14 protein-coding genes are annotated in these 17,940 nt (G+C 64.8%); 7 read left to right on the top strand and 7 right to left on the bottom strand.

All coding sequences use genetic code 11. The features are described from left to right. The first annotated feature begins 108 nt into the window (after nt 1–108). From HU760_RS14220 to HU760_RS14235, 4 genes are all read left to right on the top strand, one after another. The gene (locus HU760_RS14220; RefSeq protein WP_186676620.1) at nt 109–348 is read left to right on the top strand and encodes a DUF3203 family protein; all 240 of its coding nucleotides are present in this window, start codon (nt 109–111) and stop codon (nt 346–348) included. 121 nt (nt 349–469) lie between these two features. After that, nucleotides 470–1,873, top strand: a complete 1,404-nt coding sequence (gene ccoG, locus HU760_RS14225; protein WP_186676617.1) for a cytochrome c oxidase accessory protein CcoG — start codon at nt 470–472, stop codon at nt 1,871–1,873. Between the two features lie 50 nt (nt 1,874–1,923). Further along, entirely contained in the window at nt 1,924–3,333 is a 1,410-nt protein-coding gene (mapR, locus tag HU760_RS14230) for a GntR family transcriptional regulator MpaR (protein WP_186676607.1), read from the top strand. Nucleotides 3,334–3,390: 57 nt separating this feature from the next. Next, nucleotides 3,391–5,043, top strand: coding sequence for a PAS domain-containing hybrid sensor histidine kinase/response regulator family protein (locus tag HU760_RS14235; protein ID WP_186676605.1), 1,653 nt, complete (start codon nt 3,391–3,393; stop codon nt 5,041–5,043). A gap of 43 nt (nt 5,044–5,086) precedes the next feature. Here the strand turns inward: HU760_RS14235 and HU760_RS14240 are convergent, their stop codons facing one another. The 6 genes from HU760_RS14240 to HU760_RS14265 all read right to left on the bottom strand — a co-directional run bounded on the left by HU760_RS14240 (nt 5,087) and on the right by HU760_RS14265 (nt 11,413). Next, nucleotides 5,087–5,833, bottom strand: a complete 747-nt coding sequence (locus HU760_RS14240) for an SDR family oxidoreductase (protein WP_186676592.1) — start codon at nt 5,831–5,833, stop codon at nt 5,087–5,089. Between the two features lie 158 nt (nt 5,834–5,991). Then, entirely contained in the window at nt 5,992–7,527 is a 1,536-nt protein-coding gene (locus HU760_RS14245; RefSeq protein WP_186676589.1) for a DHA2 family efflux MFS transporter permease subunit, read from the bottom strand. Then, on the bottom strand, nt 7,524–8,717 hold the full coding sequence (locus tag HU760_RS14250) for an HlyD family secretion protein (protein ID WP_186676575.1): 1,194 nt from the start codon (nt 8,715–8,717) through the stop codon (nt 7,524–7,526). Before HU760_RS14250 ends, HU760_RS14245 begins: the two co-directional genes overlap by 4 nt. Nucleotides 8,718–8,747: 30 nt before the next feature. After that, nucleotides 8,748–9,221, bottom strand: a complete 474-nt coding sequence (locus tag HU760_RS14255) for a MarR family winged helix-turn-helix transcriptional regulator (protein ID WP_186676574.1) — start codon at nt 9,219–9,221, stop codon at nt 8,748–8,750. 144 nt (nt 9,222–9,365) lie between these two features. Further along, the gene (locus tag HU760_RS14260; RefSeq protein WP_186676573.1) at nt 9,366–9,995 is read right to left on the bottom strand and encodes a response regulator transcription factor; all 630 of its coding nucleotides are present in this window, start codon (nt 9,993–9,995) and stop codon (nt 9,366–9,368) included. 11 nt (nt 9,996–10,006) lie between these two features. Next, nucleotides 10,007–11,413: a sensor histidine kinase gene (locus HU760_RS14265; protein ID WP_186676572.1), complete on the bottom strand. Its 1,407-nt coding sequence runs from the start codon at nt 11,411–11,413 to the stop codon at nt 10,007–10,009. A 194-nt stretch (nt 11,414–11,607) separates the two neighbouring features. Between HU760_RS14265 and HU760_RS14270 the strand changes: the two genes are divergently transcribed. From HU760_RS14270 to HU760_RS14280, 3 genes are all read left to right on the top strand, one after another. Beyond that, nucleotides 11,608–13,230, top strand: coding sequence for an acyl-CoA synthetase (locus HU760_RS14270; RefSeq protein ID WP_186676571.1), 1,623 nt, complete (start codon nt 11,608–11,610; stop codon nt 13,228–13,230). Nucleotides 13,231–13,304: 74 nt separating this feature from the next. After that, nucleotides 13,305–15,074: an acyl-CoA dehydrogenase C-terminal domain-containing protein gene (locus HU760_RS14275; RefSeq protein ID WP_186676570.1), complete on the top strand. Its 1,770-nt coding sequence runs from the start codon at nt 13,305–13,307 to the stop codon at nt 15,072–15,074. Between the two features lie 242 nt (nt 15,075–15,316). Next, nucleotides 15,317–16,324 carry a FecR family protein gene (locus HU760_RS14280; protein WP_186676569.1) on the top strand — a complete coding sequence of 336 codons (1,008 nt, stop codon included), beginning with the start codon at nt 15,317–15,319 and terminating at the stop codon, nt 16,322–16,324. 13 nt (nt 16,325–16,337) lie between these two features. Here HU760_RS14280 and HU760_RS14285 read toward each other — a convergent pair whose 3' ends face one another. Next, complete coding sequence (locus HU760_RS14285) at nt 16,338–17,657, bottom strand: Na+/H+ antiporter family protein (protein WP_186676565.1); 1,320 nt, start codon at nt 17,655–17,657, stop codon at nt 16,338–16,340. Nucleotides 17,658–17,940 lie beyond the last annotated feature (283 nt).

Here is a 17,940-nt window from a genome sequence, read left to right on the forward strand (position 1 = left end):
CTGCAAGGGTTGACCTCCGGGCAAATGACAAAGTGCCGCTCAGCTTCCGGATGCAGCAACCCACCCCGCCCTGTGGTCCACCCCTGTAACCCCCAGGAGGACCACCCCATGCCCATTGAAATCGACGAAACCACCCGCCGCTGCACCCTGATCGCCGAAGACCTGCGCATCGTGGGTGATGGCCCGTCCATCGAAATCGTCACCGACGAACAGCTGCGCATGTCCGTGGCCCTGCTCGCCGGCCAGCGTGTGCCCATCACCGAAGCCGAGGCCGATGCACTGACCGTGGCGGGTGCGGTGGATAGCCGCAGGCATCTGAAGGCCAGCACGCCAGGCTCGGTAATCTGAGGCCTGGCGGGGCCTGCCCGGAAATCTGATACGGTTTTAATCGCAAAACCTGAGCCTGTGCTGATCACAGCCCCAGGGCCATAGTGCTCGTGCCTGATCGAGGCCTGACGAGCACCGAGCCATGACCGATAGAATCCCTTTCACCGAGATCGCCACCGCCCCAGCCAGTCCTCAGCCGCGCCGCCCCGACAATGGCATACATACCCGCAGCTTCACCGGGCTGTACCGCAACCTGCGCATCGGCTTCGCCGGCGCCCTGTTGCTGTTGTTCTTCGGCACCGCCTGGCTGAACTGGGATGGCCGCCAGGCCGTGCTGTGGGACTTGGGCAACAGCAAATTCCACATCTTCGCCGCCACTTTCTGGCCGCAGGACTTCATCCTGCTGTCGGCACTGCTGATCATCTGCGCCTTCGGCCTGTTCGCCATCACCGTGTATGCCGGCCGCGTGTGGTGCGGCTACAGCTGCCCGCAGAGCATCTGGACCTGGTTGTTCATGTGGTGCGAAAAGGTCACCGAAGGCGACCGCAACCAGCGTATCAAGCTGGCCGCCGCGCCCTGGAGCCTGAACAAACTGGCCCGGCGCACGCTGAAACACAGCCTGTGGCTGGCCATTGGCGTGCTCACCGGGCTGACCTTCGTCGGCTACTTCACCCCGATCCGCCCCCTGGCCGCGGAACTGCTCACCTTGCAACTGGGCGGCGTGGCGCTGTTCTGGGTGCTGTTCTTCACCGCCGCCACCTACATCAATGCAGGCCTGCTGCGCGAAGCGGTGTGCCTGCACATGTGCCCCTATGCACGTTTCCAGAGCGTGATGTTCGACAAGGACACCCTGGCGGTCGCCTATGACCCGCGTCGCGGCGAAGCCCGTGGCCCGCGCAAGAAAGGCAGCGACCTCCGAATCCAGGGCCTGGGCGACTGCATCGACTGCACCTTGTGCGTGCAGGTGTGCCCGACCGGCATCGATATCCGTGATGGCCTGCAAATGGCGTGCATCGGTTGTGCGGCGTGCATCGATGCCTGTGACGGGGTGATGGACAAGATGGGCTACGCCCGTGGCCTGATCGGTTACAAGTCCGAACGCAGCCTGCAAGGCGGCACCACCCATTGGCTGCGCCCGCGCCTGCTGGGCTACGCCATCGCGCTTGGGGTGATGATCGCGGCGCTGGTGGTGGCCTTGCAGCTGCGCCCGATGGTGTCGCTGGACGTGATCAAGGACCGCGGCCTGTTCCGCGAAAATGCCCAGGGCCAGATCGAGAACATCTACCTGCTCAAGGTCATCAACAAGACCGAGCGCATCCGGCACTACGAGTTGCGCCTGCTGGACGCCGACGGCTTCAGCCTGCAGGGCAAGACTTCATTCATGATTCCAGCCGGCGAAATGAGTGAACTGCCGGTGTCGGTGGCGATGCTAGCCGAGCGCCCGGCCAGCAGCTCGCAGGTGCTCAGCTTCGAAATCAGCGAGCGCAACGACCCCACCATCCGCAGCGTGGCCCACAGCCGCTTCGTCGCACCGATGAAGCGTTGATCCCTTACACTGATTCCACCTTGCCTGCCAGGCTTCGACAGAAGGCCAGAATGAAACGCTACGAACGCTTTGCCGACGACATCGCCGAACTGATTCGCTCCGGGGTGCTGGGCCCCGGCCAGCGCGTGCCCTCGGTGCGCTATGCCAGCCAGACCCACGGGGTCAGCCCGTCCACCGTGTTCCAGGCCTACTACCTGCTTGAGCGGCGCGGGCTGATCCGCGCCCGACCGCGCTCGGGCTATTTCGTCAACGCCCACGTCCCGCGCCAGTTCAGCGAGCCGCAGGCATTGCAGCCAGTCAGCGAGTCCACCGATGTCGACGTCAGCGCGCTGGTGTTCTCAATCCTCGACTCGATCAAGGACCCCAACACCATTCCGTTCGGCTCGGCCTTCCCCAGCCCCGAGCTGTTTCCGCTGCAACGTCTGTCGCGCTCGCTGGCCAGCGCCAGCCGCAGCATGGACCCGCGCATGGTGGTGACCGACCTGTCACCCGGCAACCCGCAACTGCGCCGGCAGATTGCCCTGCGCTACATGGTCGGTGGGCTGATGCTGCCGATGGAGGAGCTGCTGATCACCAACGGCGCGCTGGAAGCCCTGAACCTGTGCCTGCAGGCCGTCACCCAGCCCGGTGACCTGGTGGCCATCGAGGCCCCCGCCTTCTATGCCTGCTTGCAGGTACTGGAGCGGCTCAAGCTCAAGGCCGTGGAAATCCCTGTGCACCCGCGTGAAGGCATGGACCTGGGCTTGCTGGCGCAAACGCTGGAAAGGCACCCGATCAAGGCCGTATGGTGCATGACCAACTTCCAGAACCCGGTGGGCGCCAGCATGCCGGAGGCGAAAAAGCAGGCACTGGTAGAGCTGCTGGCGCGTCATCAGGTGCCATTGATCGAAGACGACGTGTATGCCGAGCTGTACTACGCGCAACAGGCACCCAAACCGGCCAAGGCCTTCGACACCCAGGGGCTGGTGATGCACTGCGGCTCGTTCGCCAAAAGCCTGGCACCTGGCTACCGCATCGGTTGGGTGGCGGCCGGGCGCTTTGCGCAGAAGATCGAGCGGCTCAAGCTGATGACCTCGCTGTGCGCCTCGATGCCGGCCCAGGCGGCCATCGCCGACTACCTGCAGCACGGCGGCTACGACCGCCACCTGCGCAAGCTGCGCTATGCCCTGGAAGGCCAGCAAGCCAACATGCTGGCGGCTATCGCCCGGCACTTTCCAGCGCAGACGCGGGTCAGCCAACCGTCCGGCGGCTACTTCCTGTGGCTGGAATTGCCCGAACAGATGGACGCCCTCAAGTTGTTCCACATGGCCTTGGCCCAAGGCATCAGCATCGCACCCGGGCCGATCTTCTCGCCCACCCGGCGCTTCGGCAACTGCATCCGCTTGAACTACGGCAGCCCTTGGCATGAGGATGCCGAACGGGCCATGGAAACCCTGGGGCGGATCATCCGCTCGTTCTGATGGCTGGCGCCCCGGTGGGCGGCTATAGTTGCCCGATCCGCTCACTGGGCCATTGCCATGCAAGCAGATTCGCTCCCGTCACTGGCACAACTGCAAGCGCGTGTCGCAGAACTGGAAGCTCGCCTGGCAGAGCGCGACGACACTGCACAGGCCCACATCCAGTTGCTGGGTGAACTGCTCGACAACAGCCTGGCCAACGTGTTTGCCGCCGACAGCAGGATGCGCCTGGTCGCGATCAACCGCACGGCCCGGGAAACCTTCCAGCGTTACCGGGGCTTCGTGCCGCAGATCGGCGATTACGTGCCACAATTTCTGCTCAACCAGCCGGACATCATGGGCCGCCTGGCACCGGTGTGGCCACGCGTGCTGGCCGGCGAGGCCTTCATCGACATCATCTCCCTCGGCTCCCCCGATGCTCCCCGCCATTACGAAATCCGCTACCACCCATTGCTCGATGCACAACAGCAAGTCCAGGGCGGGTACCTGTTCGCCTATGACATCACCGAGCGCATGGCCGAGCAGGAACGCCTGCGCCAGGCCGAAGAAGCCCTGCGCCAGTCGCAGAAAATGGAGGCGGTCGGCCAGTTGACCGGGGGCATAGCCCACGACTTCAACAACTTGCTGGGTAGTCTGCTTGGCGCACTGGAGCTGGCAGAGCAACGCCTGGGCGAGCAACACCTTGCCGAGACCACCCGCATGCTCGGGCTGTGCCGCAGCAACGCAATGCGCGCCGTAGCCCTGGTGCAACGGTTGCTGGCCTTTTCGCGCCAGCAGACGCTGACGCCACAAGCGGTGGATGTGCGATGCCTGGTCGCCGACATGCATGACCTGATCCGCAGTTCGACCGGCCCGCACATTGACTTCCAGGACCGGACGCTGGCCGCGCAGTGGTCGATCCGCATCGACCCGCAACAGCTGGAGAACACTCTGCTCAACCTGTGCATCAATGCCCGTGACGCCATGCCGCTGGGCGGCACCTTGCGCATCGGTTGTGAAAACGCCGATCTCGCAGCAGCCGAGGCCAAGTGCCTGGGCCTGCCGACGGGGCACTATCTGCACATTCGTGTCGAGGACACCGGCGTGGGCATGTCCAGTGAGGTGCTGCAGCGCGCCTTCGAGCCCTTCTTCACCACCAAGCCGCTGGGCCAGGGCACTGGCTTGGGATTGTCCATGGCCTATGGCTTTGTTCGTCAGTCCGGGGGGCATTTGCTGATCGACAGCGTCGCCGGGCAAGGCACTTGCGTTCACCTGTACCTGCCCCGGGACCAGAGCGCTCCCGCAAGCTGCCACGACGAGCCAGCCACATCCGCCACCGCGTCGGTGCAGCCGGTGCACCGGATCATGCTGGTGGTGGACCAACCGGCCCTGCGCCTGGTACTGGTCGAAGTGCTGACGGAACTGGGCCACCAGGTGCAGGCTTTCGAAGGTGGCCACCGGGCACTCGAATCGTTGCGGGAAGGGCCGCCAGCGGACCTGCTGATCACCGATGTCGGCCTGCCTGGGCGAGTCGACGATTACCAGCTTGCAGAGGCCTACCAGGACCTCGTGGAGCATGCCCCAGTATTGCTGATTACCGGCTACGACACTACCGAAAGGGTGCACAGTGCCCGGCTCGGCAGGCGCACCGAACTGCTGTACAAACCCCTCGACCTGAACACCCTCGGCGAACGGGTCGAGCAGCTGTTGGGCATTGCGCCACACCCGCGTTGAGCGATACCGGCCTGCCGACGAAAGCGCGGCGCTGGCGGGCGGCTCAGCGCCCGCCGCCCAGGTCGACGAAGCTGCCGGTAGAGTATGACGCCTTGTCCGAGAGCAACCAGAGGATGGCCTCGGCGACTTCCTCGGGACGCCCGCCGCGCCCCATGGGCAAGCCGGGCTCAAGTTTGCTGACTCGATCGGGGTCGCCGGAAAGCGCGTGGAAACCGGTGTGGATATAGCCGGGCCGAACGCCATTGACCCGCACGCCCTCGCCTGCCACTTCCTTGGCCAGGCCAATGGTGAAGGTATCGAGCGCGCCCTTGGAGGCGGCGTAGTCTACGTATTCGTTGGGCGAGCCCAGGCGAGCAGCCACCGACGACACATTGACGATGGCCCCGCCCTGGCCACCGTGCCGGCGCGCCATGCGCAGCAAGGCGTGCTTGGCGCAGAGCATGGGGCCGACGACGTTGGTTTTCATGACCTTCAGCAGGCGGAATTCGGACATCTCCTCGACCCGGCTCTGCTGGCCGATGGTGCCGGCATTGTTGACCAGCGCGGTGACCGGGCCGAGCTCCTGGTCGACACGCAGGAACAGCTGTATGACCTCATCTTCGACGCTGGCGTCGGCACGCACGGCAATGGCCTCGGCGCCCAGGGCGCGGACCTGGCCGAGGATGTTTTCCGCGGCCTGGTCGTCGGCGTGGTAATTGATGCAGATGCGGTAGCCCTGGCGGGCGGCCAGCAGTGCTGTGGCGGCACCGATGCCGCGGCTGGCACCGGTGATGACGATGACGTTCTCCATGGATGTGCCGATCATTGGGGAATGGATGATCGACAATAGGGGAAAAGGGACGGTATGGGAATAGAAGCTGGAGGGTCGGGCAGGTGCCTGACTTGGGGCGTTGGCTGGCGCTCGATATCCGCCTCGGCCAACCTCCCAAGCCAATCACCCCCGTCGCCTCAATGCCCCGCCGACGCTGGCCCCGCCTTGGCGGTAAAGGGCGGCTTGGCGAACCACACCAGCAGAATCAACCCGGCAAACACCCAGGTCAGCAGGGTGAAGTAATCCACCGTCGACATCATGTACGCCTGCCCGTTAAGCATCTGCTCCAGCTGCGCATAGCTTTGCACGCTCGCCCCGCCCAACTGCTCGAGGGTATGCCGCGTTGCCGGGTCGAACTGGCTGATGTGTTCGCTCAGGTAGGCATGGTGCTGGTCCGCCCGACGAATCCAGATCCAGGTCGTCAACGACGCCGCAAAACTCCCGCCCAGGGTACGCAGGAAGGTCGCCAGCCCGGAGCCATCGGCAATCTGCTGCGGCGGCAGGTCGGATAGCAGGATGCTCAAGGTCGGCATGAAGAACAATGCCACGCCGATGCCCATGAACAGTTGCACCAACGCCACGTGCTGGAAGTCCACCTCATTGGTGAAGCCAGCGCGCATGTAGCAGCTGGCGCCGATCGCCAGAAATGCCAGCCCCGCCAGCACACGCAGGTCGAAACGGTGCGCGTACTTGCCCACGAACGGCGACATGATCACCGGTAGCAGGCCGATCGGCGCCACCGCCAGGCCCGCCCAGGTGGCGGTATAGCCCATCTGCGTCTGCAACCACTGCGGCAGGATCAGGTTGATGCCGAAGAACCCCGCATAGCCGCCGACCAGCACGATGGTGCCAACCCGGAAGTTGCGGTGCACGAACAGGCGCAGGTTTACCACCGGGTGGCGGTCCGTCAGCTCCCAGATCACGAACACCGTCAGGAACACCAGCGAAATCAGGCTGCCGCTGACGATGAACGACGATTCGAACCAGTCCAGGTCGTTGCCTTTGTCGAGCACTACCTGCAAGGCACCGACGCCAATGATCAGCGTCAGCAGGCCGATATAGTCCATCGGCTGGCGGCTGGTGACCACCGGACGGCTGCGCATCTGCTGACGCACCACGGCGGCGGCGAACAGGCCGATGGGCACATTGATGAAGAAAATCCACGGCCAGCTGTAGCTGTCGGTGATCCAGCCGCCGAGGATCGGCCCGGCAATCGGCGCCACCACGGTCACCATCGCCAGCAACGCCAGGGCCATCCCGCGCTTGGCCGGTGGGTACACCGCAATCAGCAACGTCTGGGTCATCGGGTACAGGGGCCCGGCCACCACCCCCTGCAACACGCGAAAGCCGACCAGCTCCGGCATCGATTGGGCGATTCCGCACAAGAACGAGGCCAGCACGAACAGCAGCGTGGCCCAGATGAACAGCTTCACTTCGCCAAACCGCCGGCTGAGCCAGCCGGTGAGCGGCAAGGCAATGGCATTGCTCACTGCGAACGAGGTGATGACCCAGGTGCCCTGCTCGTAGCTCACCCCAAGGTTGCCGGAAATGGTCGGCAGGGCCACGTTGGCAATGGTGGTGTCGAGCACCTGCATGAACGTTGCCAGCGACAGGCCGATGGTGGTCAGCAGCAGGCTCGGTGGGGTGAACTGGGCCGCAGCAGTATTGCTCATCGCTGCGCCGTCTTGCCGGTTGCACTGTTTTCGTGGATCAGCCGGGCGATCAGGTTGTCGGCTTCGACCAGCTGGCGATCATAGACCTGGGTGGTATAGCTGGCCTGCTGGGGTGGCTGCTGGGCCAGTGCCGGGCCGCTCTGGTCATGCAGGTCGACCTCGACCACGGTGGACAGGCCGATACGCAGCGGGTGTTCCTTGAGCTGGTCGGGGCTGAGGTGGATCCGTACTGGAACCCGCTGGACGATCTTGATCCAGTTACCGGTGGCATTCTGCGCCGGCAACAAGGCGAAGGCGCTGCCGGTGCCAGCGCCAAGGCTGTCGACCGTGCCGCTGTACTTGACCTCGCTGCCATACAGATCGGCGCTGATCTGCACCGGCTGGCCAATGCGCATGTCGCGCAGTTGGGTTTCCTTGAAGTTGGCATCGATCCACACCTGATCCAGCGGAATTACCGCCATGGTCGCGGTGCCAGGCTGCAGGCGCTGGCCAAGTTGCACGGTACGCTTGGCAACGTAGCCGGTCACCGGCGCCACCAGGGTCGTACGGGCATGGTCAAGGTAGGCCTGGCGCAGATCGGCGGCGGCAGCCATCACCTCGGGGTGCGAGGACACCACGGTGTCATCGACCAGCGCGCTGCTGGTGCTGAGCTGCTGGCGCGCGCTGTTGACGGCGGCCTGGGCCACGCTCAAGTCATCGCGGGCATGGGACAGCTCTTCTGCGGCAATGGCGCCGCTGTCGGCCAGCACCTTGCGCCGGTTGAAGTCCTGCTGGGCCTTGCGCAGTTCGGCCTGGCGGGTTTCCAGCTGGGCCTTGAGCGAGTCGACGTTGCTGTACAGGCCGCGCACCTGGCGCACGCTGCGCGCCAGCCTGGCTTCGGCAGCCTGCAAGGCCACTTCGCTGTCGGCCGGGTCGAACTGCAGCAGCACCTGGCCGGCATGCACCAGGTCGCCATCATCGGCTCCGATGCTGGTGACCGTACCGCTGACCAATGGGGTGATTTCCACCACGTTGCCGTTGACGTAGGCATCGTCGGTGCTTTCATGCCAACGCCCGACCAGGCTGTACCAGGCCCAGGCGCCAGCGGCGGCCAGGACCACCAGCAACAACAGGCCAAGCAGCCAGACCTTGCGCTTGCGCGATGGCTCCGGTGCTGCGGTGGGAGACGGGGTGTCTGCGGTAGTGGCCATGACAGTACCTTGGATAATTCGTGACAGGGTTCAACGATCACCGAAGCGGCGCATCGTCAGCGGGTCGCCGGCAGCGAGCAGCACCTTGGCCAACAGGCCTTCCAAGGCTTTCAGCTCTTCGCGGTCCAGCGCGCCGCACAACTCGTTCATGGCGGCGGCGCCGATTTCCGGCAGCCGGTCGGCCAGGCGCTGGCCGTCGGCAGTCAAGGCCAGGCGCACCTGGCGACGGTCGTCGGCGCAGCGGTTGCGCACGATCAGCTCCTTCTGCTCGAGGCGGTCGAGCATGCGCGTCATCGAACCACTGTCCAGGCCCAGGTAGCGGCACAATTCGGCCGGGGTATCCACCTGGTACTGGGTGACGATGATCAACACCTTGAACTGCGCGGCGGTAACGCCCTCGGACTCGAGGTGCCAGTCGAGAATGCGATCCTTCAGGATTGCCGCCCGGCCAAGCAGCATGCCGATGGCGCAGGTCTGGAAGTTGTCTGGAGTGAAATGGGCCATCAGGGACTGCTCGGTAAGTGTGTAAAAATATTACTGCCTAGGCAGTAAATGTCAAAGCTTTGATTAGGTAGCTATCAGATATTTCATGATTTTGCCTGCCGCGCCGGCCGCTCCTGCAAAGTTCATGGGCCCGCACAAGGGCGGCTAGAGGGCTCGCAGGCCCAGTGCCTGCACGGCCCCGCAGGCAATGGCCATGCCCACCAGTTCAGCCAGGCTATCCGCTTGCAAACGCTTCATCACCCGACCACGGTACAAGTCCACGGTCTTCACGCTGACTCCCAGCCGTTCGGCAATTTCACGGTTGCTCAAGCCTTGGGCCAACGGCACGAACACGTCGCGCTCGCGCGGCGTCAGGGCATCGACGCGCGCCTGCACCTGAGCCAGCGCCTGATTATCCTGGCGCGCCCGCCCAGCGTGTTCCAGCGCAGCCTGCACGCTGTCGAGCAGCAACTGGTCGTTGTATGGTTTTTCGATGAAATCGCAGGCGCCGGCCTTGAACGCCCGCACCACGATCGGCACATCGGCATGGCCACTGACGAAGATCACCGGCAGCGCCAGGCCGCGCTCACGCATCGCCTGCTGCACCGCCAACCCACCCAGCCCCGGCATGCGCACATCCAGCAGCACACAGGCCGGCCCATCATCAACGCAGGCGTCGAGAAACGCTTGCCCGCTGGCGAACGGCAGCGCCTGCAAACCTACCGACTGCAGCAGCCACACCGTCGAATCCCGCATGCCCTGGTCATCATCGACCACATACACTTTCGCTTGCACTGCGCCTCCCCTTATTCCCTGCTGACCGCCAGATGGCAACACAGCACCAGACCACCCCTGTCACCGGCCCGCGCCCACAGGCTGCCGCCAAAGCCTTCGATCAGGCTGCGGCTCATGCTCAAGCCCAGGCCCAGGCCGTCGGCCTTGCTGGTGGTGAAAGGCGTGAAGATCTCATCCAGCCGCTCGGGGGCCACGCCCGGCCCCTGGTCGGCCACTTCCACCAGCACGCCGTCGCCATCGCGCGCGGCGCTCAGCAGGATACGCGACGGCCGCTCGCCATGCTGCTCGCGGTTGGCATCGATGGCATTGCGCAGCAGGTTCAGCAGCACTTGCTCCAGCAGTACCCGGTCGGCGTACACCGAGGGCAGCTGCGCGCTCATGCGCAGTTCGACCAGCACCTGGTCACGCGCCGCTTCCCAGGCACACAGGCGCATGGCTTCACCGGCCACCTCGGCCACGTCCAGCGCCTGCAGGCGCCGTGGCCCTTTACGCAGGAAGGCACGCAGGCGGCGGATCACTTCGGCGGCATGGGTGGCCTGCTCGGTGATGCGCTGCAGGCCCTGCCCGACCCGCTCGCGCGCATGCGGGTCATGTGCCACAGCCTGCAGGTAGCGCTGGCTGGCATTGGCATAGTTGACCACCGCAGCCAATGGCTGGTTGATCTCGTGGGCGATACCCGACGCCAGCTCGCCCAGGGTGGCCAAGCGGGCACTGTGCGCCAGGCTCTCCTGGGCCTCGATACGCAAGGTAATGTCGCGGGACACGCTGACCACCTCCACCACCGCGCCGGTATAGGTTTCGCGGATGGCGCGGCTGGCGATCTCGAACCAGCGGTAGCCACCTGCGGCCTGGCGCACCCGACAGGTCATGGTGTGGTAGCCATCCTGGTCCAGGGCTGCTGCGGCCTGGCGCAACACCTGGCGGCGTTCGCGCGGGTGCAGCAAGGTATGCACCGGCATGCCACGCAATTGCTCGGGCCACAGGCCGAGCAGGCGGAAGGCCGCCGGCGAGGCATCGAGAAAACGGCCATCAGGGCTGTGCCGGGAGATCAGGTCGGTGGTGTTCTCGATGATCAACCGGTACAGGCGCCGGGCGCGGCTGGCCTCGCGCGCACCGTGGCGCTCGTCACTGGCATCGCGGCAACGCGCCAGCACCTGCTGGCCCTGGTCGTCAGGAATGAAGTTCCACAGTACGACACGCTCGCCGACCTGTACCTCGACGTCGGCAATCGCCCGGTGCTGACGCAGGCAGGCGCGCACCAGGGCGGCACAGTTGGCCGGCAGCCAGCTGGCCAGTGCGGGGCCCTCGTCGAGCCACGCCTGCAATGCCGGATTGAGTGCCAGCGGCGTGGCATCGCCGGCCAGCATCAGGCTGGGCTGGGGATCCTTGGCAAGCAAGGGGTAGGCGGTCTGGTCCAAAGTAAGCGGCTCGTTGTTATAGTAGTTTTACTATATTGCTATAGTCGATATTCCTAATACCATAGCGACTCGCGTAAAACTGCGACAAGGGTAGCGGCCCACCGTCCGTCACCCTGCACCCTGATCAGAGCTAACAATCAGCCACCGGGGGCCAAGTGCACTGGCTGCGCCTGCCCTCCCTACAGGATTACCGCATGTCGATCTATGCCCAGGGCCTGATGCCCGCTGCCGTCAACCATGTCGCCCTCACCCCGCTGAGCTTCATCGAACGTACCGCTGCCGTTTACGGCAACTATCCTGCGGTGATCCACGGCGCCATCCGCCGCAACTGGCAGGAAACCTACCAGCGCTGCCGCCGCCTGGCCAGCGCCCTGGTCGGCCGCGGTATCGGCCGCGGCGATACCGTGGCGGTGATGTTGCCGAACATTCCGGCCATGCTCGAAGCGCACTTTGGCGTGCCCATGACCGGCGCCGTGCTCAACACGCTGAACGTTCGCCTGGACGCCGAGGCCATCGCCTTCATGCTGCAGCATGGCGAGGCCAAGGTATTGATTACCGACCGCGAGTTCCACGCCGTCATCGAGGCTGCCCTGGCCTTGCTCGAACACCCGCCCCTGGTGGTGGATGTGGATGACCCGGAGTACGGCGAAGGCCGCGCGCTCAGCGAGCTGGACTACGAGGCATTCCTCGCCGAAGGCGACCCGGAATTTGCCTGGGAATGGCCCGATGACGAGTGGCAGGCGATCTCCCTCAACTACACCTCCGGCACCACCGGCAACCCCAAGGGCGTGGTCTATCACCACCGTGGCGCCTACCTGAATGCCCTGGGCAACCAGATGACCTGGGCCATGGGCCATCGCCCGGTGTACCTGTGGACCCTGCCAATGTTCCACTGCAACGGCTGGTGCTACCCGTGGACCATCACCGCCCTGGCCGGCACCCACGTTTTCCTGCGCCGGGTCGACCCGCAGAAAATCCTCAACCTGATCCGCGAACACCAGGTCAGCCACCTGTGTGGCGCGCCGATCGTGCTCAACGCCCTGGTCAACATGCCTGAGGCGGCCAAGGCGGCCATCGATCACCCGGTGCAAGCCATGGTTGCCGGCGCCGCACCACCCGCGAAGGTCATCGGCGCGGTGGAGGAAATGGGCATACAGGTGACCCACACCTACGGCCTGACCGAAGTCTACGGCCCGGTGACCGTGTGCGCCTGGCATGACGAATGGGACCACCTTTCGCTCGAGGAACGCGCACGGATCAAGTCACGCCAGGGCGTGCGTTACCCGACCCTCGACGGCTTGATGGTCGCCGACCCGCAGACCCTCGAGCCGGTACCGCGCGACGGCAACACCCTGGGCGAGATCTTCATGCGCGGCAATACCGTGATGAAGGGCTACCTGAAGAACCCTGAAGCGACCGCCGAAGCTTTCCGTGGCGGCTGGTTCCACACCGGCGACCTGGCGGTGTGGCATGCCGACGGCTATGTCGAGATCAAGGACCGGCTCAAGGACATCATCATCTCCGGCGGCGAGAACATCTCCACCATCGAGGTCGAAGACGCCCTGTACAAGCACCCGGCAGTGCTGGAAGCCGCGGTAGTGGCACGCCCGGATGAAAAATGGGGGGAAACCCCGTGCGCCTTCGTCGCCCTCAAGCCGGGCCGCGAAGACACCCGCGAAGCCGACATCACCGGCTGGTGCCGCGAGCACCTGGCGGGGTTCAAGGTACCGAAGACCGTGGTGTTCGGCGAACTGCCGAAAACCTCCACCGGCAAGATCCAGAAGTACGTGCTGCGCGACCGGGCCAAGGCCCTCTGAAACCGTAGCGGCCTCTTCGCGAGCAACCCCGCGAAGAGGCCAGCCCAGATTTCCAACTTTTCAAGAGTCCCGCGATGACCACCTACACCGCCCCCCTTCGCGACATGCGCTTCGTCCTGCACGATGTGTTCAACGCCCCCGCCCTGTGGGCTCGCCTGCCCGCCCTGGCCGAGCGCATCGACGCCGAGACCGCCGATGCTATCCTCGAGGAAGCGGCCAAGGTCACCAGCCAGCTGATCGCCCCGCTCAGCCGCAACGGTGACGAGCAGGGCGTGCACTTCGAGGCCGGTACCGTCACCACCCCCTATGGCTTCCGTGAGGCCTGGCACATCTACCGCGAAGGCGGTTGGGTCGGCCTGGGTGGCAACCCCGAGCATGGCGGCATGGGCATGCCGAAAATGCTCGGCGTGCTGTTCGAGGAAATGCTCTATGCCGCCGACTGCAGCTTCAGCCTGTATTCGGCGTTGAGCGCCGGCAGCTGCCTGGCGATCGATGCCCATGCCAGCGAAGCGCTCAAGGCCACCTACCTGCCGCCTCTCTACGAAGGCCGCTGGGCCGGCACCATGTGCCTTACCGAGCCGCATGCCGGTACCGACCTGGGGCTGATCCGCAGCCGCGCCGAGCCCCAGGCCGACGGCAGCTATCGCATCAGCGGCAGCAAGATTTTCATCACCGGCGGCGAGCAGGACCTGACCGAGAACATCATCCACCTGGTGCTGGCCAAGCTGCCGGATGCGCCGGCCGGTGCCAAAGGCATCTCGCTGTTCCTGGTGCCCAAGTACCTGGTCGAGGCCGATGGCAGCCTGGGTAGGCGCAACCCTGCCCATTGCGGCTCGATCGAACACAAGATGGGCATCAAGGCCTCGGCCACCTGCGTGATGAATTTCGACGGTGCGGTCGGCTACCTGGTGGGTGAGCCGAACAAGGGCCTAGCCGCGATGTTCACCATGATGAACTACGAACGCCTGTCCATCGGCATCCAGGGTATCGGTTGTGCCGAAGCGTCCTACCAGAGCGCCGCCCGCTATGCCAATGAGCGCCTGCAAAGCCGTGCTGCCAGTGGCCCGCAGGCCAAGGACAAGGCGGCCGACCCGATCATCCACCACGGCGATGTGCGGCGCATGCTGCTGACCATGCGCACCCTCACCGAGGGTGGCCGGGCGTTCGCCGCCTACGTTGGCCAACAGCTGGACCTGGCGCGCTACGCCGAAGACGCCGGCGAACGCGAGCACGCCCAGCGCCTGGTGGCGCTGCTGACGCCAGTGGCCAAGGCGTTCTTCACCGACAACGGCCTGGAAAGCTGCGTGCTCGGCCAACAGGTGTATGGTGGCCATGGCTATATCCGTGAATGGGGCCAGGAGCAGCGCGTGCGTGACGTGCGCATTGCGCAGATCTATGAAGGTACCAACGGCATTCAGGCCCTCGACCTGCTCGGGCGCAAGGTGCTGGCCGACGGTGGCCAGGCACTGGCCAGCTTTGCCGCCGAGGTACGCGCCTTCAGCCTGGACGCACCGTTGCATCGTGAAGCCCTGCAAGCGAGCCTGGCGCGGTTGGAGGCGACCAGCGCCTGGCTGCGGTCGCGGGCTGGCCAGGAGCCCAACCTGGTCAGCGCCGTAGCGGTGGAATACCTGCAGCTGTTCGGGCTGACCGCGTATGCCTACATGTGGGCACGGATGGCCGCAACGGCGTTGGCCAAGCGTGACGAGGATGGCGCTTTTCATGAGGCCAAGCTGGCGTGTGCGGAGTTCTACTTCCAGCGGGTCTTGCCGCGTGGTTTGGGCCTGGAGGCAAGCATTCGCGCAGGAAGTGGCAGCCTTTATGGGATGAGCGCCGAACAATTCTGAACGCCCTGCCCGGCCTCACCGCCGGCAAGCCGGGCTCCCACAGGAATCGCGCAGGCGCCGGTGGGAGCCCGGCTTGCCGGCGATGGCTGCATGCCAGCAGGTTGCTGCCGCGAAGGGTTCTCAAACGCTGGAAAACCATTGCCAATCCGACGAAAAACCGGCACAACTGAGAGTCACTCGCCATTACCTCGGTTCTCCGGAGCCCTTCACCAAGGGTAGAATGCGCAAAACCCGGAGCCGCAATGAACCACGACCGCCTCAACCCCAGCCCAGACGATGCCATCGCTGACGCCGCCGCGCACTGGTGCATGCGCCTGCACGCCGAGGATTGCACGGTGGCCGAGCGCGAGGCATTCAGCCGCTGGCTGGCGGCCGATCCGCGGCATGCCGAGGAATACCAGGCAATGCTGGAGATCTGGCAAACCGCCGACCTGCTGCCACGCAACGCCACCGTGATCGACTTCAATCCGCCTGTTCGGCAGCAGGCACGCCCGCGCGGCTGGCGGCCATTGGCCTCTGCTGCCGCCATCGCCCTGGCGGTGCTGCCGCTGGCTGGCTGGGTGGGCTGGGAACAGGGCTGGCTGCCCAACCACTACCAGCACTTCGCATCCGGCGAGCGCATGCAGACCGTGGAACTGAGCGATGGCAGCACGGTGCAGCTCAACCTCAACACCGAACTCACCTACCTGAACTACAAGGACCAGCGCCAGGTCACGCTCAAGCGTGGCGAGGCGTTCTTCAAGGTGCGCCACGACAGCAACCACCCCTTCATCGTGCATGCCGGCCGTGGCCAGACACGTGTCACCGGCACTCAGTTCAACGTGTGGAAGTACCAGGACCAGGTCAAGGTCACGCTGGTGGAGGGTTCGGTACTGGTGTCCAGCGACGGCAGCGAGGGCGGCTACCGCCTCGGCCCGGGGATGCAGGCCAGCTATCGCCAGGGCGACTTCGAGCCGCAGCTGGCACAGCGCGACGATTACGGCAACAGCCTGGCCTGGCGTGACGGCAAGCTGGTGCTCGACAACCTGAGCCTGGAACAGGCGCTGCCGATGATCAACCGCTACCTCGATGCGCCGCTGTTGCTGGCGGATGCCAGCACCGGCCGCATTCGCATCAGCGGCATCTACAACACCCGCGAGGTGGGGCGCCTGGTCAACAACCTGCCCAAGGTGCTGCCGGTCTACCTGACCCGCAGCAAGGATGGCAGCACCGTGCTCAACCGCATCTCGCCACCGCCCGACAAGGGCTGACGCCCGCCCTGCTCTACAGGGTCATGGCCGCCAGCCAGCCGAACGCCAGCAGCGGCAGGTTGTAATGGATGAAAGTGGGTACCACGGTATCCCAGATGTGGTGATGCTGACCATCCACGTTCAGCCCCGAGGTCGGCCCCAGGGTCGAGTCCGAGGCAGGCGAACCCGCGTCGCCCAGGGCGCCGGCGGTACCCACGATGCACACCGTGGCCAGCGGGTCGAAGCCCAGTTGCACGCACAACGGCACGAAGATCGCCGCCAGGATCGGTACGGTGGAGAAGGATGAGCCGATACCCATGGTCACCAGCAAACCCACCAGCAACATCAGCACCGCGCCGACAGCCTTGCTGTGGTTGATCCACTGCGCCGACGCTTCCACCAGGCTCTTCACTTCGCCAGTGGCTTTCATCACGTCGGCAAAGCCCGAGGCGGCAATCATGATGAAGCCGATCATGGCCATCATCTTCATGCCTTCGGTGAACAGGTCGTCAGTGTCTTTCCAGCGCACGATGCCCGACAGCGAGAAGATCAGGAAGCCGACCATGGCGCCGATGATCATCGAGTCCAGCCACAACTGGACAATGAACGCCGCAGCAATGGCCAGCCCGGCCACCAGCAAAGTCAACGGGTTGTATTGTACGCTCACCTGCTCTACCTGCTCGATGCGTGCCAGGTCGTAGTCACGCTTCTTGCGGTAGCTGACGAACACCGCCAGCAACAGCCCGGCGAGCATGCCGGCGGCCGGGATGGCCATGGCGTGGGTGACATTCACGCCGCTCACATCGACACCTGCGCGGGCGACATTGGCCAGCAGGATTTCATTGAGAAAGATGTTGCCAAAACCCACTGGCAGGAACATGTACGGTGTGATCAGGCCGAAGGTGATGACACAGGCAATCAACCGACGGTCGATGCGCAGGCGGGTCAGCACATAGAGCAGCGGTGGCACCAGTAGCGGAATGAAGGCGATGTGGATGGGCAGGATGTTCTGCGACGACACCGCCACCAGCAGCATCAGGCCGACCAGCAACCATTTCACCTTGCCGCCATTGGCATGGCCCTGACGCTCGATCATGCCCAGGGCGCGGTCGGCCAGGGCATGAGCCAGGCCGGACTTGGCGATGGCCACGGCAAAGGCGCCCAGCAGTGCGTAGGACAGGGCCACCGTGGCACCACCGCCCAGGCCGCCGTTGAAGGCCTTGAGCGTACCCTCGATGCCCAGGCCACCCACCAGCCCACCGGCCAGGGCGCCAATGATCAGGGCGATGACCACGTGCACGCGGGACAGGCTGAGTATCAGCATGATGCCGACCGCGGCGATCACTGCATTCATGGTTGGCTTACCTCGTTGCGACAGAAAAAAAGCGGGCACTCTGAAGCAGTGGGCGGCAGAAGTCAAAAGCGCCATGCTGCGGCGGATTACCAATGCCTGGCGCGGTCCCGCAGGAGCGGGCCTGAAGGTTAAATTGAACGTTTGAATAAAGAAAAACCTGCGCCGGCCGATACAGACGTCAGCCACACTCCTATTACAAGGGACCCACCCCCATGCCTTTGCGACAACTTTCCATCCAGTGGAAAATTACCCTGCTCGCCGGTCTCTGCCTGGCCGGCATCGT

This window comes from Pseudomonas oryzicola (assembly GCF_014269185.2).
In the GTDB taxonomy this organism is placed as follows: Bacteria; Pseudomonadota; Gammaproteobacteria; order Pseudomonadales; family Pseudomonadaceae; genus Aquipseudomonas; species Aquipseudomonas oryzicola.

What these genes read in the sequence shown, in the direction of transcription:
- HU760_RS14275 (WP_186676570.1), top strand. Translation starts at nt 13,305, where the DNA reads ATGACCACCTACACCGCCCCCCTTCGCGACATGCGCTTCGTCCTGCAC.
- mapR (WP_186676607.1), top strand. Translation starts at nt 1,924, where the DNA reads ATGAAACGCTACGAACGCTTTGCCGACGACATCGCCGAACTGATTCGC.
- HU760_RS14250 (WP_186676575.1), bottom strand. Translation starts at nt 8,717, where the DNA reads ATGGCCACTACCGCAGACACCCCGTCTCCCACCGCAGCACCGGAGCCA.
- HU760_RS14235 (WP_186676605.1), top strand. Translation starts at nt 3,391, where the DNA reads ATGCAAGCAGATTCGCTCCCGTCACTGGCACAACTGCAAGCGCGTGTC.
- HU760_RS14240 (WP_186676592.1), bottom strand. Translation starts at nt 5,833, where the DNA reads ATGGAGAACGTCATCGTCATCACCGGTGCCAGCCGCGGCATCGGTGCC.
- HU760_RS14220 (WP_186676620.1), top strand. Translation starts at nt 109, where the DNA reads ATGCCCATTGAAATCGACGAAACCACCCGCCGCTGCACCCTGATCGCC.
- HU760_RS14245 (WP_186676589.1), bottom strand. Translation starts at nt 7,527, where the DNA reads ATGAGCAATACTGCTGCGGCCCAGTTCACCCCACCGAGCCTGCTGCTG.
- HU760_RS14255 (WP_186676574.1), bottom strand. Translation starts at nt 9,221, where the DNA reads ATGGCCCATTTCACTCCAGACAACTTCCAGACCTGCGCCATCGGCATG.
- HU760_RS14270 (WP_186676571.1), top strand. Translation starts at nt 11,608, where the DNA reads ATGTCGATCTATGCCCAGGGCCTGATGCCCGCTGCCGTCAACCATGTC.
- ccoG (WP_186676617.1), top strand. Translation starts at nt 470, where the DNA reads ATGACCGATAGAATCCCTTTCACCGAGATCGCCACCGCCCCAGCCAGT.
- HU760_RS14280 (WP_186676569.1), top strand. Translation starts at nt 15,317, where the DNA reads ATGAACCACGACCGCCTCAACCCCAGCCCAGACGATGCCATCGCTGAC.
- HU760_RS14285 (WP_186676565.1), bottom strand. Translation starts at nt 17,657, where the DNA reads ATGAATGCAGTGATCGCCGCGGTCGGCATCATGCTGATACTCAGCCTG.